This is a genomic window from Streptomyces armeniacus, assembly GCF_003355155.1.
Classification (GTDB): Bacteria; Actinomycetota; Actinomycetes; order Streptomycetales; family Streptomycetaceae; genus Streptomyces; species Streptomyces armeniacus.
Window position 1 is genome coordinate 5,592,227 of the sequence record NZ_CP031320.1, and the last position, 14,934, is coordinate 5,607,160.

Consider the following 14,934-nt stretch of genomic DNA (forward strand, 5'->3'; position numbering starts at 1 on the left):
TGTACCGACGATACATAGTCGGCCGACGTCCGTACTCGTAGCGTCCAGACCGCGGGCGATACGGAGAACGTACGTGAAAATCGAAACCAACCCTTTCCTATCGATCATCCCCATCGGCCCGCCACGATCCGCACCGACGCAGTCAAGGGAGACAGCGCATGACGCTTCACGTGGGCATTGACGTCGGTGGCACGTTCACCGACGCCGTGGCGATCCTGGACGGCCGAGCGATCCGGGGCAAGGCGTTCTCCACCAGGGACGTGACCACCGGGATCCTCGGCGCGCTGGGCGTGCTCCAGGAGCGTGCGGGACTGACGGAGGCCGAGTTCTTCACCGCGGTGGATCGCTTCGTCCTGGGCAACACCATCGTGACCAACGCCGTCGACGAGCAGAAGTACGCCGCCGTCGGACTGCTGACCACCCAGGGCTTCCGGGACACCCTCCGCATCGCCCGCTCGGCGCGCACCGACGAACGCGACCCGCACAAGATGTCCCCGCCGCCCGACATCGTGGAGCGCCGCCGCATTGTCGAGGTCGCCGAGCGGGTCGACGCGCACGGCGAGGTGCTGATCCCCCTCACCCACAGCACGATCGCCGACGCGGTGGACGCGGTGCTCGCGACGGGTGCCGAGGCCATCGCGGTGTGTCTGCTGTGGTCGTTCCGGAACCCCGGCCATGAACAGGCGATCGGCGAGTACCTCGACAAGCACCACCCGGACGTCCCGTACACGCTCTCCAGCGAGTTGACGCCCGTCTACCGCGAATACGAGCGGATGGTCACGACCGCGCTGGACGCCGCCGTGAAGCCGATCGTGGCGTCGCACTTCGACCATCTCGCCGACGAGCTGCGGGGCCGGGGGCTGCGCGCGCTCGTACAGATCATGCAGGTGCACGGCGGGTTCCTGTCGGTGGAGGAGACCGGCAAGGCCCCGATCTCGATGTTCAACTCCGGTCCGGTGGGCGGTGTCACCGGCGCCCGGCTGCTGGGCAGGCAGCTCGGCCGCCGCCGGGTGCTGACCGCGGACATGGGAGGCACGAGCCTCGACGCGGCCGCGATCATCGACGACGAGTTCCGGTTGCTGCCGCGGGCCGAGATCGGCGGTCTGCCCACCAGCCTGACCGCCGTCGACATCGAGACCATCGGAGCCGGCGGCGGCAGCCTCGCCTGGGTCGACGGACGCAGCCTGCTGCGCGTCGGTCCGCACAGCGCGGGGTCCACGCCGGGCCCGGCCTGCTACGGCAAGGGCGGCACCCGGCCCGCGGTCACCGACGCCGCGCTGGTGCTCGGGCTGATCAACGCGGACTACTACCTGGGCGGCACCGTCCCCCTGTACGAGGAGCAGGCGCGGGCCGCGCTACGCAAGCACGTGGCCGATCCGCTGGGCATCACCGAGGACGCGGCGGCCGCGGGGGTGTACCGGCTGGCGACATCGCAGATGTCGAACGCGCTGCGCAAGATCACCGTGAACCGCGGCCACGACCCGCGCGAGTTCACCCTCGTCGGCTTCGGCGGCGCCTGCGGGCTGTTCGCCGCGAGCATCGCCGCGGAGGCGGGCGTCCGCGAGGTCGTGATCCCGCGCGACGCCGCAGTGTTCTCCGCGCATGGCCTCATGCACGCGGACTCGGTGTTCTCCGCCGTGCAGACCAGCCCGTGGACGATGGATCAGCCCGCTGCCGCGCTGGACAGGGAGTTCGCCGCCCTTGAGGAACGCGCGCAGGCGTGGTTCGAGGCCGAGCGGATCCCCGGGAACCGGCGGGAGTTGCACCGTGAGGCGGACATGAAGTTCGTCGGCCAGATCTTCGAGGTGACCACTCGGCTGCACGCGGGTACGTTCGGCGAGGCGGACAAGGACGGCCTGCGGGCCCGGTTCCTCGCCGACTACGAAGAGGAGTTCGGCGCGGGCACCGCCTGGACCGAGGCCGAGATCCTGCTCGTCAACTCCCGGGTGCGCGCCATCGGCCGCAGTGACGTGCAGACCATGGAGCACCTGGCTGGTGCGGGCGAGGAGCGCCACGAGCTCACCCACCGTCAGGTGACCGAGCCGCTGGCCGGCGAGCGCACCGGAATGGACGTGCACCGCGGGTTCGGTGCGCTCGGCCGCGCCACCGGGCCGTGCCTGCTGGAGGAGCCCGACACGACGGTGTACGTGCCGGCCGGCGCCACCGTCGAGCTGACCGACAGCGGCGACTTCCTGCTGCGTCTCGCCGACCGCTGATTCCCGCCTGTCAAAGGAGACGAACATGACCAGCGCCCCGCACGCATTGCCCGACGGGTACGACCCGGTCACCCTCGAAGTGATCCGCATGCGCCTCGACTCCATCGTGGAGGAGATGGGCATCGCGATGATCCGCTCGTCCGGCTCCCCGGTGATCACCGAGGCCGGCGACTTCAACACCGCGCTGTTCGACCCCACGGGCCGGATCTACGCCTACTCCGACTACGTGCAGTTCCACATCGGGTCCGGCAGCGTGGCCGTACAGAATCTGGTGAAGACGATCGAGGGCGAGCCGCTCGCGCCCGGCGACGCGTTCATCTCCAACGACCCGCACACCGCCGGTGCGAGCCACCCGCCCGACACCAACGTGATCTCGCCGATCTTCCACGCTGACGAACTGGTCGGCTGGGCGCAGTCCCAGGCACACCTGCTCGACGTCGGCGGCATGACGCCCGGCGGATTCGCGCCCGGAGCCCACGACTGCTACTCCGAGGCGCTGCGACTGCCGCCCGGGGTGAAGATCTTCGAGCGGGGCGAGCCCGTGGAGTGGGTGCGCCGGCTGCTGCTCAACAACGTCCGCGTGCCCGCGCTGTTCTGGAACGACGTGCGCAGCCTGGTGGCGAGCAACAACACCGGAATCCGGCGGCTGCTCAGCACGATCGAAGAGTTCGGCCCGGACCGGTTCCGCAATTACACGAAGCTGTCGTTCGAGCTGGCCGAGCAGGTCGTACGGGAGCGGATCGCCCACATCCCCGACGGCACGTACACGGCGGAGGAGTGGACCGAGCACAACGGGCACGTCGACGAGCTCTACCGCGTCGCCTGCACCATGACCAAGCGCGACAGGCAGGTCAGCTTCGACTTCACCGGCTCCAGCGAGCAGACCGACGGGTTCATCAACTGCAGCTACGGCGCGCTGGTCGGCAGCGTCGCGAGCGCGATCGTGCCGATCCTCGCCTGGGACGTCCCGTTCAACGAGGGCGTCATGACCGCGTTCGACATCGTGGCCGAGCCCGGCTCGATCGTGAACCCCCGGCCGCCGGCCCCGATCAGCAACGGGCACCTCACCACTGGTGCGCGGGTGAGCCGCGTCGTGACCAAGCTGATGAACGACGCGTGCCGCGCCAGCGACGACGACACGGTCCGCAGCCGCACCCAGGGCGTCTGGGCCGACTCGTGGACCGGCGGGATCTCCGCGGGCACCGCCGACAACGGCGAGTACTTCGTGCTGTTCAACATGGACGGCGGCGGCATGGGTGCCGGCGCCCAGCCGGAGCTCGACGGTCTCGACTGCGCCGGGATGATGACGCAGGTCAACAACATGCTGCCGGACGTCGAGATGAACGAGATGCTCTACCCGGTGCTCTACCTGTGGAAACAGCTCAACACCGACAGCGCCGGGCACGGCGCACACCGCGGCGGGCTCGGGCTGCGCTTCGCGTGGACGCTGCACGGCGCCCAGGAGGTCACGCAGACTGTGTTCGCCCCGAACGCCCAGGTCGTGGCCGACGGCTACGGCGGTGGATTGCCCGGCGGCGGCAGCGGTCACGAGGTGTGGCGCCGTACCGATGTCGCCGGGCAGCTGGCCGAGGGCCGGGTCCCCACCCGGGACACGCTGGGCGCGGAGGAGAAGGAGCTGCTGGCCATCAACCAGCAGTCCGTGCCGATCCGTTCCGGGGACGTGCTGGTGCAGTGGATCGCCGGCGGAGGCGGCTACGGCGACCCGCTGCTCCGTGACCCGGCGCTCGTCGCCGCCGACGTGCGCGACCGCTATGTCCCTGCCGCCACGGCGCAATACACCTACGGCGTGGTCCTCGCCGACGGCGTCGCCGACGAGGCGGCCACCCGCCGTGCGCGCACGGCGCTGCGCCGCGCACGCCTGGGCAGGAACCCCGCCAGGGAGGTCCCGGAGGCGTCCCCGGCCGAGTCCTCCGCGCCGCGCCGCGACGCCCACGGCTGGTACGTGCCCGCCAGCGGCGCCCGCCTCGGCACCGGTGAGGACTGGCACGACGCCGCGCTGAGGACCACCCACGTCGCCGCCGACCGGCTCGCCGAGCACGGCGTCCGCGCGCGCCCGCGCACCGAAGGCCGCAGGGTGCTCATCGACGAGTTCTACAGTCCCGACTGCGGCACCCTCCTGGAGGCACGTGTCCGCGTGGACGCCCACGTGGATGCTCACGGTGAGTGAGCCAACGAGCGCGCCGGTACCGAAAGCGACCACCTACGGATCAGGGGCGAACATGGGCATCAACGACAGCGGGATTGCGAACATGCTTCCGGGCGGCCTGTCCGAGGGTGCGCTGCGCGGCGTCGTGGTCCTGGACATCACTCGCGTCGTGGCGGGCCCGTTCTGCTCGATGCTGCTGGCGGACCTCGGCGCGACCGTGATCAAGATCGAGAACCCGAGGGACCCGGACTACGCACGGGACTTCCCGCCCAAACTGAAGTCCGCCGCCGGCGACGAGTTCAGCGGGTTCTTCGCACAGTTCAACCGCAACAAGTTCGGGCTGACCCTCGACCTGTCAACCGACGACGGCAAGGACGTACTCAAGCGGCTGACCCGGCGCGCCGACGTGCTGGTCGAGAACTTCCGGCCCGGCACGATGGACAAGCTCGGTGTCGGTTACAACGTGCTGCGCGCGGAGAACCCCCGCCTGGTGTACACGGCGATCTCCGGCTACGGGCAGACCGGCCCGTACCGGCGCCGGCCCGCGTACGACAACAGCGCACAGGCCACGGGCGGGTTGTGGTCGATGAACGGGTTCCCCGACCGGCCGCCCGCGCGGGTGGGCACGATCATCGGCGACCTGTCCGCGACGCTGTACGCCGTCATCGGCACGCTGGCCGCGCTGCGGCAGACGGAGAAGACCGGGGAGGGGCAGCTGGTCGACGTGTCGCAGCAGGACTCGGTGCTCAGCCTGACCGAGAACGCCGTCGTGTCGTACACGGTGGATGGCAAGGTCCCCGGACCGCTGGGGAACGAGCACCCGTTCGTCAAGCCGTACGAGCTCTACCCGTGCAAGGACGGGTTCGTGTTCTTCGGCGGCTACACCGACAAGTTCTGGCGCCTGTCCTGCGAGCTGTTCGGGCAGCCCGAGCTCGCCAACGACCCCGAGATCGACAGCATGGCCAAACGCTTCGACCCCGAGGTCTACGAGCGGCGTGTCCGGCCGCTGCTGCACACGTGGTTCGAGGACAAGTCGAAGACCGAGTTGGAGGAAATCGCCGGCGACTCCGTGCCGTTGAGCGCGGTCAAGGACATCGGCGAGGTCGTCGAGGATCCGCAGATCGCCGCGCGCGACATGATCGTCGACGTGGCGTACCCCGAGTTCGGGGAGCTGCGGATGTTCGGCTCCCCCGTCAAGCTCGGCAGCACGCCCACCCAGCCGCGCGGTCTGGCACCCGGCGTCGGCCAGCACGCCGACACGGTCCTGCGGGCACTCGCCGACCTCGACGAGGGGCAGATCGCCGCGCTGCGGGAGAAGGGCGTCATCTGATGGGCGGCATCACCCTGGAGCGGGACGGCGCTGTCGCCGTCATCCGGTTCGACCGGCCGGACAAGCTCAACGCCCTCACCCTTGCGATGTACGACGAACTCGGCGCGGCCTTCGCCGAGTTCAGCGACGACGACTCGCTCGCCATCGCCGTCCTCACCGGCCGCGGAGACCGGGCGTTCTGCGTCGGCGCGGACCTCACCGAATCCATCCCTGCGCTGGCGGAGGGGCGCTTCGACATCTCCGCGTGGGATGCCGCGCACCAGAAGCACACCACGCTGTTCAAGCCGGTGATCGCCGCGGTGAACGGCCTCTGCCTCGGCGGCGGGTTCGAGATCATGCTGTCCACCGACCTGCGGATCGCCGCCGACACCGCGGAGTTCGGCCTGCCCGAGAGCGGCGTCGGCGTCGTGCCCGCCGGCGGCACACTCACCAGGCTCACCCGGCAGATCCCGTACGCGTGGGCGATGGAGCTGATGCTCGAGGGCGGGCGCATCCCAGCGGCGCAAGCGCTGCGCTACGGCCTCCTCAACGAGGTCGTGGCGGCGCCGCGGCTGCTCGACACCGCGCTGGACCGCGCCCACCGGCTGGCGCGCAAGAGCGGCACCGCGCTCGCGACGATCAAGGAGGCAGTCCTGCGCCTCGGCGACCTGCCGCAGGACCAGGCATTCCACAGCGAAGCCCTGTACGGACAGCGGGCCTTCACCTCGGCTGACGCCCGCGAGGGGCTCGGCGCCTTCGCGGACCGCCGCGTACCGGACTTCCCGTCCCGCCGCGGTACGAAGCCCTCGTCCGACTGAAGCTCGGCCGAAATCGCGCGCACGGGCGATATGCGCCGATCCAGGCCGGCGCGTGGGTGCCGAGCGCACCCACTCGTGGATGAACGACTACGGCAAGCTCCGGCGCTGCGCCGAAGAGCGGCGAGGCCGTGAGACCTCTACCTCTGCGCCGCCGCTCCCGTCCCGCTCCGCATGCTCATCCGACGATCGACGAGCCGCATCCGCCGGTATGGCCGGCCCCCCACCCGGCGCCTCAAGCGACCTGGTGGCCGGTCGGACATGCGACGGGGAAAGCGGGATGCCCTGTCTGCACGGGCACGCCTGTGGTAGGCCGTCAGATGGACGCCAACGTCCGGTGCGCAACGCATCCGTCGCCCCTACCACATGCAGCCAACAGAAGTCATCTCTCCGTTTCTTCGACGCGGCTGGTTATGATCGGTCCCCCCACGTCGCATCAAAGCCGAACCGGACTTCCCCCAATCCTGAGCCCAGGACTGCGTCTGGCTTCGGCTGTTGGGCCGTCCCCACCGTTCCCCCTCCGAGGACTGATGTCTCCCATAGAACAACCCGAAGGCGCGCAAAGGCAGTTGACGACTCGTCGGCGGCGTACTCCGCGCCTGCGTACACTGCTCATTGGGCTGGCAATCGTCCCTATTCTGGCGATGAGTGCCCAAGCGCTCGTCACCGCACAGCGGCTGGAACGCCAGTCGGAGCAACTGCGCGCTGATGTGGCAGTTGGAGAGCGGACCGACGTACCCCTGACCAGGCTGATGGTCAGAGTGCAGGCTGAGCGGAGGATGACCGCCACACGGTGGGCGGGCGGCTCCGTGTCCGAAAGAGAGCTGCGCGAGCAGCGCGCGGCCACGGACCGGGCCGCAGACGGGTTCCGCCGGGCGGCGGACGGAGCTCTGGCGGCGACCGGGCGTGAGGACGACCATTACGTCGCGGAGCTGAAGCACGGCCTCGCGGATATGGCCGCGTTCCGCAAGCGCGCGGACGCCCGCAGCGGGAGCGCGGATCAGACGATCGCCTACTACTCCGACCTCGTCGAACGCATCATCCGGGTCTACCAGAACGCGTTCAGCCATGCGGAAGACCCCGAGCTCATCCAGGAGAGCGGCCTGGTCGTCACGGTGTTCACGGTGTCCGAGATGGTGGCACGTGAGACCACCATCCTCGCCATGGCCGGGCCGTCCAAACGTCTGAGCTCTTCGGGGTTCGTCGAATTCGTCAACTCCGTCGGATCCCAGCGGTACCAGTACGACGAGTGGGTCGCGCCGTATCTGACGGCCGAGGACAAAGCGGCCTACGACCAGGTCTTCGCCTCGGACGGCTGGAAGACGAAGGTCCGGATCGAAGACGCGGTCATCTCCGACCACAAGAACACCGCGTCCGGCGTCAAGCTGCCCAGGGAGGCCGACGCCTGGCGGGCCGCGTACGACCAGTTCGCGCCGCGCGTTGCCGCGCTCGACGCGAAACAGGGGCGAGCACTGCTCGTGCACGCCGACGCCAAGGCCACGCAGCTGGAGAACGAGGTCGTCTGGCTGATCGTCGGAAACGGCGCAGCCGTCTTTGCCCTCGCGGCCGTCATCGTGCTCACCACGCGCTCGGTGCTCCGCCGCCTGCGCGGTCTGCACCAACGTACGGTGGCCATTGCTGAGTACACGCTGCCGGATGTCATTGCCCGGCTCCAGCGCGGACAGCCCGTCGACGACGCTGCGCTGCCCGCTGTGAGCGGAGACCGGGACGAGGTCGGACGTATCAGCGACGCGTTCGCCCAGGTCGTCTCCGTATCCGTCGACGGGCATGCGCGTCTCGCGGCCGAGCGTCAGGGGTTCGGTATGTTCGCCGCGGGAATCGCCTCGCGCACCGGAAACCTGGTCAGCCGCCAACTGACCCTCACTGACGAACTGCAGGACGCCTTCGGGCACGACGAGGAGCTTCTCGCCCGATTGATGCGATCCGACCAGTTGACGGTGGGTATGCGGCGGCAGATCGAGAACCTGCTCATCCTGGCAGGTGGGGAGATCCCCGATCCGCACACCGAGCCCATGCGCGTCGCCGACCTGCTGCGCGAAGCCGCCGCGGAAGTAGAGGACTTCCGGCGGATCGAGCGTCAGGCCCTGGACGAGATCAGCGTGGTACCGCGGGTGATCAGCGAGATCAGCCACCTCCTGGCAGAACTCCTCGACAACGCCACGCGGTTCTCCCCGCCGCAGTCGAAGGTGGTCGTCCGTGCCGAACTGGTGACAGACGGGCTGTTGGTCGCCATCGAGGACCGCGGGCCTCGGGTGACCGCCTCAACCTACGAGGAGATGAACGGGCGTCTGCACTCGGCCCCGCCGTATTCCGTCCTGGCGGAGAACGCGCACCGGCTCGGACTCTTCGTGGTCGGCCACATCGCCGAACAGCTCGGAGCCCAAGTGACGCTGCGCCGCTCGGTATACGGAGGGACGTCGGCCGTGGTGACCCTTCCCGAGGAACACCTGGTGCCGACCGAACCGGTCCGGGTCGAAGATGAAGCGCCGCGCCCGGCGGCGACGCCCGCCCCGGCACCGGGCCCACTCGACGGAGGAGGGCCCGAGTTGCTCCTGCACGCGAAGACCGGGGCAGCCGACCGTAGGACGCCGGAGCGCTCGCCCGAGCAGCCGGCGAAGAGTAAGCCGCCGCCGGTGTCTTCCCATACAGGGGACGGTGACGCGAAGCCGGCCCTCCCCGAGCGGGTCCCGCAAGCTCACATCGCCGAGCAGCTCCGCGCGCCACACGCAGCGGAGACTGCCGTCGAACGGGACGCTGCGACACCCGAAGAAGTGGCCGACGCCTGGGCGGACTACGAACACGGGACTCAGACAGTGGAAGAAGAACACCGACAGGATGAGCCATGACGACGACAACGAACGACATGATCTACAGCGTCCTGGACAACAACCTGAGCAGGATCGCCGGCATCAAGGGAGCCGTACTCCTTTCCAACGACGGGATCAAGCTCAGCTCGTACGGGCTGGAACGGGACCAGGCGGAGCGCGTGGCCGCCGCGTCCTCCGGCATCGCTTCCACGATGAAGGCGATATCCAGGGAGGTCGACGGCGGCCGGGTGATCCGCCAGCTGGTTGAGATGGACGACAGCTATCTCTGCATCGTCGGGTGCGGAGAGGGCAGCACACTCATCGTGGTGACCTCCCGCAAGGCGCGGCTGGGGGAGCTGGGCGGTGAAGCCGTGCGCACCGCTCAGGCGCTCGGTGAGTGGCTGAACACGCCTGAACGCGGCCAGGCGCAGCGGTCCTAATGGCGGACGAGCCCGGACCGCGAGAGGGAGGCCGCCGCCGGACACGGCTGTACGCGCTGACTGATGGACGTACGACGGCTGCACGCACCGCCCTCACCATGGACACCACGATCACGGCGGTGGCCGTCGCGGACGGCCACGGCAGCCTGCCCAGCGAGTGGCAGGCCATCCTCGCGATGTGCTCGCCTCCGGGCGGCCTGGCGGTCGCCGAGATCGCGGCGCGCACGCACATCCGCCTCACCCCCATGACGCTTCTTCTCGGCGAACTCGCGGATCGGGGACTGATCGAGCACCGGCCGCCCTTGGAAGGGACCGAGACCACCAATGTCCACCTGCTCATGAAAATCAGGGACAACCTTGCCCGGATATGACACCCCTGCCCAGGAAGCGGACCCCGTCAAGATCCTCATCGCTGGGGGATTCGGCGTCGGCAAGACGACCCTGGTCGAGACGGTCTCCGAGATCGAGCCGTTGCGCACCGAGGAGCGGCTGACGAGCGCGGGCGTCGGCGTCGACGACCTCGACGGCATCGAGTCCAAGGCGGTCACCACCGTCGCGATGGATTTCGGCCGCATCACCCTCACCGACGCACAGGTCGTGCTCTACCTGTTCGGCACACCCGGCCAGGAGCGCTTCTGGTTCATGTGGGACGACCTGCTGAACGGGGCGCTCGGGGCGATTGTCCTTGTCGACACACGACGCCTCGACCGCAGTTTCCCGGCCGTCGACTTCTTCGAGAACCGAGGGCTTCCGTTCGTGGTCGCCGCGAACTGCTTCCACGGCGAACAGCCCTACACCGCCGAGGAGATCAGAGCGGCGCTGCATCTGCGTGACCCGAACACACCCATCCATCTGCTCGATGCCCGCTCCCGTGACGACGCGCGCGGTGCGCTGCTCTCGCTTCTGGACATGCTCATCACCAAAGCCGGGGTCGCGGCGACCGGATGACCGCGGCCTGCCACGTGGTGGCGCCCGAAGACAGATCGGCACGACACGCCCCAACCTGAGGAACGATCTCGGGGATCGCAACACGCGCGGAGCGTCAAATGAGTGTCACGGCGGAGGCGCCGATGCCGAGGGCCACCCCAGCCCGACGGTCACGGGTAACCCCTCCTGCCGAAGCCACCGCGAGCACGGATGCACGCCAGTGGCCGGCGGCGCAGCGCTCTCAGTTCCCGCCGCCGCTGGAGTCCGACTCGTACGGGCGGTTGTCGGGGTGGTACTCCAGCGGGTGGGCCCGGTCGAGCTCGACGAGCAGGTCGCCGTCGCCGTCGCCGTCGGTGAAGACGTTCACGTGCGTGCCCGGCACGGGGATCCGGTGCGCGTAGGTGTTCAGGCGTGCCCGGACGAAGTGCTCTCCAGCGTCATCCTGGTAGCGGACCGGCACGTCACCGCCCCGGTTCCAGTCGGACGGGTCGGGGAGACCGGCGAGGAAGCCCGCGACGGGCGGTGCGCCGCCGGTCTTCGGCCAAGGTGCGCTGGTGTCGATGAACAGTGCGATGGCGACCCCGGGCAGCATCGACACCACCAGCACTGCAGCTCCCCGGAGTTCGGGGATCCGAGGCCAGGCAGGGTCGAACCGGTGCGAGATCGCCGGGTCCGGATCCATCGGGCAGACGCGTGCCCCGGGGCCTGAAGAGCACTGCGGATCGATCCGCGGCAGCAGGAGGGCCGTCATGGCGAATCCCGCGATCGCCCAGAGCATCGCGGCCGCGACCGCCGTGCGCAGCAGGTGCGGCCAGCCGCCATCGGGCACGGGGAGTGGGGGGCACTGCGTGTCCAACCCTCATCACTGCTGTCCTTCCGACAGCACACGCCACCCGTGTGACTCGCAGATGGAGAACGCGAAGAGCCCCAGCACCGCCGCACCCACGCTCGCCATCAGCGCGATGCCGGGGTGGAACCATGCAGGAAGGTCGGCGAACAGCTCGCCGCCGGTGAAGATCACGCCGATGAGCATCACCATCGTCAACAGGATCCCGCCCACCGCGATCACCCCACTGCACCCGGCCAGGAATCTCCATGCCCGTGCGCGCAGTGCTCCGGGCCCTGTGGGGCGGAACGGTTCCAGGGCTCTTTTGACCTCGTCGGGCCACCGGACGACGAGCACGTCGTTCACGAAGTGGGGATCAAGAGTGGTGTGACGAAAGGTGATGGTCTGTCCGACCAGGTTGCGCCCGCTGCCGGGCATCGACAGCGGGCACGGGACTCTCCGGTGGAGGATCCCGTGCCCTGGAGCGTCGGCGCTGATGATGAGCATGTCGGGCCCCTGCACATCGCATCCGGGACCATCCTCGATCGCGTCGTCGATCACGCCGACGGCGAGTTGCCCCTCGGCAAGCTGTTCCTCGCTCGGGGCAGGACGCGGCTTCGGCGGCGGGGTGAACTCACGGACAATCGCCTCCCAGAGTCGTCGGAGGGGAGTCGGCCAGCCGTGCATGCCGGAATTTCCGCTGCTCATCATCGACCATCTTTCGTGCCGCCCGGCCATCCGTCGAAGAGCGCGTCGTGCAGGTCGTCAGAGTCAAGGGTGTTGTGCCGGAAACGGATCGGTTCTCCGATCCGTCTGCGGGGATCATTCCCATCTCGGTACAGCCTCCGGCGGAGGACGACCCCGCCGGGCAGCTCTGCGCTGACCCTGAGGTCGTACCAGGCCTGATCGTCCCCGACTGCGGGCTTCTCGATCACCCTGTCGACTCGACCCGTCGACACGTGCCCGTCCGCGAAGCACGAGTAGAGGCGCCTGCGACTGCCGACAGTCATGATGATGGCTCCGAGGGTTGAGACGCTGATCGCGACGCCCCACAGCCACCAGTAGACGTCGGTGCGGTCGATTCCCGCGATGGCGGACCAGATGGCCAACGCCAGGGTCACGATCGGGGCGATGAACAGCGCAGCGAGGCCGCCCAGCGCCACGAGCACACCGATCGTCTCCACGCGGGACCAGCGCCGGATACGGGCCCGGCTCTCCGGAGTGCGCGCCTTCGCGATCCAGTCCGCAGTCTGGTCGTCGGCATTGTGGAGCGGGAGCCTCTGCTCGAGCCACCTCATGACGTGCTCTTTCGTGCTGCCTTCCGACGGAGCCTGCGGCGGATCTTCTGCAGCTTCTTGTGCCGCGGCACCGTCGTCACGGTCGCGTCACCCTCCCCGTCTCGGGGTTCGGTGAGGAGAACCCACCGATGCGCCTCGAAGTCCTCGGCGGGGCCGAAGCCGGGGATGGAGCGGAGGTAGAACCCTCCCGCGGCCTCCTCGCCGAACAACTCCGTGGACGAGATCACCCTGCGCTCCCGCAGCGATCCGGAGTCCAGCTCGCCGCGCACCCCCTCGTGCGACAGCCAGACGTGAAGCCCGAGGTGGATCCGAGTTGCTTGCTCGTCCGCCGTGCGGTGATCGATGGCGATGAAGGTCGGCCAGCTGCCGCCCTCGCCGTCATCGCTGCGATACGGGGAATGATGGACCGAGCAGGGGATGCTGTGCTGATGGATCCACTCGTTGTCCGCGCGCACCTGAGAGGTGAGGCTGAACCGGAACACGAGGACTCCGAGCGCGATGAGCAGCCAGACGGCGGCGCCGGCCCACACCAGCCAGAAGTTCCAGAGATTCCCCGGGGAGTTGTCGTCGAGCAGGTTGCCCGTCCAGCCGTCGCCGGGGTCGGTGACGGTGCCCCAGATCAGGTACCCGAGCGCGGCAAGGGGGAGGAGTACCCAGAAGATCGGCGCGTAGTAGAGCTCCGTTCGGCCCAATCCATCGGGGTCCTCCCATTTCGCGACCTCGTCCACCGACTCAGGCCTTGGCACCTCGCGAGGTCGGTCGAGCCGGGGCGGGGAGGAAGAGGCTGCGTCCGTCCACGCTGCAGGGTCGCCCGGCCACTGCGTCGTCGTGCCCTCCTGCATGGCGGCTCCTCCTCTTGGGTCCGGCGCTTGGCCATTTCGTCTCGTTCGGGTGGCTCGTGTGCACCTGCTCGAGGTAGACCGTGCGTTCGTCGACGAAGGACCAGATGTACGCGGTGCCCTTCGGCCTCGGCTTGTGCTGCCAGCGCTCATGGGCCGCGCCGCCGCGCTGGATCGTCCCGACCTCGCCCTTGAGCCGATAGTTCGTCGGCGTCGTCGCCAGAGGCGAGCGCGTGAGGAAGTCCCAGGTCTCCGTCATGGGTTGCGGATGATTGCGGCGAGGTCCCGCCACCCCTTCTGCGCGTCGGCGGTGGCGAAGGGGATCTCGTACTCGGCCTTCTTCGGTGGCCAGGACCAGTTGCCCCTTCTTGGCGGCCGCCACGCTCAGGGACGCTCCGCAGTCTGGGCCGCGTCGTCGTCGAGCCGTTCGAGGTCGGCGCTGCCGAGCCCGGCAGCCACAGCCGCAGCCGTCTCCTTCCAGGACGTCAGCTCGGCGATCGCCAGGTGCGGCTGATCTGTGGAGAGCGAGGCGCGCGCGGCGTCGACGAGGTCCTGCGCGCAGGACTCCCGATCCGTGAGGGAGAGCGCCAGCATCCAGGGGAAGGCCCTGGACATGCGCTCGGCGAGCGTGCCGTTGTCGTCGAGCGTCACGGTGATGAGCTGCTCAGCGAAGTTCAGCAGACGTGCGCGCCCCTCGGCCTCGCGCTGCGACATCAGCACCAGCGCCTCACCGTCGCGGCGCGTCACCGTGACAGGGGGGTCCTCGGCCTCGGCGAAGACCTCGGCCGAGTGCTTGCTCAGGTCCGAGGAACGCCGGGTCGCCCCGGGGAGTTCCGCTGCGATCGTCATGCACTCATCATATTCGGAGCGTGTTCGGAATCACAGCGAACACCCCGTTCCAACTCGTCGTCGGCGTCCGCCGATCCCTCGCCGGCATCGGCGCCGTCCGCACCCGCCGGCAGCACGCCACCGGAATGGTCCCGACGCCGCGACGGCGGCCGGGGCTCACCACCCGCGCCTGGCCGCCGACATCACGGCCGCGCACACCGCCCGCGGAGCGCGGGCAACCCGATGGCAGCCCGCATACGCCGGTGGCCGGACCCAAGGTCCGGCCACCGGCAGAAGAGACGAAACCCAGCGTGACTGCCCCCATCGACGCCCACGTCCGCCCTGTCACCCACCCCGCTCACCCCAGCGCCGTGACAGCTGTCCTGACCGGCCCTCAGGCCCACATCGCCCTCATGGGCCTGGAGGCAGCCGACTGGACCA

General features: G+C 69.2%; 14 protein-coding genes. 8 read left to right on the plus strand and 6 right to left on the minus strand.

Translation table 11 applies throughout. From position 1 onward, the window contains the following. Nucleotides 1–158 precede the first annotated feature (158 nt). The 8 genes from DVA86_RS24360 (at nucleotide 159) to DVA86_RS24395 (ending at nucleotide 10,723) form a co-directional block, all read left to right on the plus strand. A complete protein-coding gene (locus DVA86_RS24360; protein WP_208881444.1) occupies nucleotides 159–2,216 on the plus strand; it encodes a hydantoinase/oxoprolinase family protein in 2,058 nt (685 codons plus the stop codon). A gap of 25 nt (nucleotides 2,217–2,241) precedes the next feature. After that, nucleotides 2,242–4,404: a hydantoinase B/oxoprolinase family protein gene (locus DVA86_RS24365; protein ID WP_208881446.1), complete on the plus strand. Its 2,163-nt coding sequence runs from the start codon at nucleotides 2,242–2,244 to the stop codon at nucleotides 4,402–4,404. 52 nt (nucleotides 4,405–4,456) lie between these two features. Continuing rightward, nucleotides 4,457–5,713, plus strand: coding sequence for a CaiB/BaiF CoA transferase family protein (locus DVA86_RS24370; RefSeq protein ID WP_208881447.1), 1,257 nt, complete (start codon nucleotides 4,457–4,459; stop codon nucleotides 5,711–5,713). After that, the gene (locus DVA86_RS24375) at nucleotides 5,713–6,510 is read left to right on the plus strand and encodes an enoyl-CoA hydratase/isomerase family protein (protein ID WP_208881448.1); all 798 of its coding nucleotides are present in this window, start codon (nucleotides 5,713–5,715) and stop codon (nucleotides 6,508–6,510) included. Before DVA86_RS24370 ends, DVA86_RS24375 begins: the two co-directional genes overlap by 1 nt. Before the next feature lie 641 nt (nucleotides 6,511–7,151). After that, complete coding sequence (locus DVA86_RS24380; protein WP_245997063.1) at nucleotides 7,152–9,374, plus strand: sensor histidine kinase; 2,223 nt, start codon at nucleotides 7,152–7,154, stop codon at nucleotides 9,372–9,374. Then, the gene (locus tag DVA86_RS24385; protein ID WP_208881451.1) at nucleotides 9,371–9,775 is read left to right on the plus strand and encodes a roadblock/LC7 domain-containing protein; all 405 of its coding nucleotides are present in this window, start codon (nucleotides 9,371–9,373) and stop codon (nucleotides 9,773–9,775) included. The genes DVA86_RS24380 and DVA86_RS24385 overlap by 4 nt, the downstream gene beginning before the upstream one ends. After that, nucleotides 9,775–10,146 carry a DUF742 domain-containing protein gene (locus DVA86_RS24390; protein WP_208881452.1) on the plus strand — a complete coding sequence of 124 codons (372 nt, stop codon included), beginning with the start codon at nucleotides 9,775–9,777 and terminating at the stop codon, nucleotides 10,144–10,146. Before DVA86_RS24385 ends, DVA86_RS24390 begins: the two co-directional genes overlap by 1 nt. After that, complete coding sequence (locus tag DVA86_RS24395) at nucleotides 10,133–10,723, plus strand: GTP-binding protein (RefSeq protein WP_208881454.1); 591 nt, start codon at nucleotides 10,133–10,135, stop codon at nucleotides 10,721–10,723. The genes DVA86_RS24390 and DVA86_RS24395 overlap by 14 nt, the downstream gene beginning before the upstream one ends. 220 nt (nucleotides 10,724–10,943) lie before the next feature. On the opposite strand, the gene DVA86_RS24400 is transcribed toward DVA86_RS24395, so the two are convergent. The 6 genes from DVA86_RS24400 to DVA86_RS24425 form a co-directional block, all read right to left on the minus strand. Further along, nucleotides 10,944–11,531, minus strand: coding sequence for a hypothetical protein (locus DVA86_RS24400; protein ID WP_208881455.1), 588 nt, complete (start codon nucleotides 11,529–11,531; stop codon nucleotides 10,944–10,946). A 33-nt stretch (nucleotides 11,532–11,564) separates the two neighbouring features. Then, a complete protein-coding gene (locus tag DVA86_RS24405) occupies nucleotides 11,565–12,239 on the minus strand; it encodes a hypothetical protein (RefSeq protein ID WP_245997065.1) in 675 nt (224 codons plus the stop codon). Further along, nucleotides 12,236–12,826 carry a hypothetical protein gene (locus tag DVA86_RS24410; protein ID WP_208881457.1) on the minus strand — a complete coding sequence of 197 codons (591 nt, stop codon included), beginning with the start codon at nucleotides 12,824–12,826 and terminating at the stop codon, nucleotides 12,236–12,238. Before DVA86_RS24410 ends, DVA86_RS24405 begins: the two co-directional genes overlap by 4 nt. After that, complete coding sequence (locus DVA86_RS24415) at nucleotides 12,823–13,518, minus strand: hypothetical protein (protein ID WP_222623360.1); 696 nt, start codon at nucleotides 13,516–13,518, stop codon at nucleotides 12,823–12,825. The genes DVA86_RS24410 and DVA86_RS24415 overlap by 4 nt, the downstream gene beginning before the upstream one ends. A 40-nt stretch (nucleotides 13,519–13,558) precedes the next feature. Beyond that, nucleotides 13,559–13,924 (minus strand): hypothetical protein, encoded by a 366-nt coding sequence (locus DVA86_RS35495; RefSeq protein ID WP_245997066.1) that lies wholly within the window; start codon nucleotides 13,922–13,924, stop codon nucleotides 13,559–13,561. Between the two features lie 125 nt (nucleotides 13,925–14,049). Next, nucleotides 14,050–14,514 (minus strand): prevent-host-death protein, encoded by a 465-nt coding sequence (locus DVA86_RS24425; RefSeq protein WP_208881459.1) that lies wholly within the window; start codon nucleotides 14,512–14,514, stop codon nucleotides 14,050–14,052. Nucleotides 14,515–14,934: the final 420 nt, after the last annotated feature.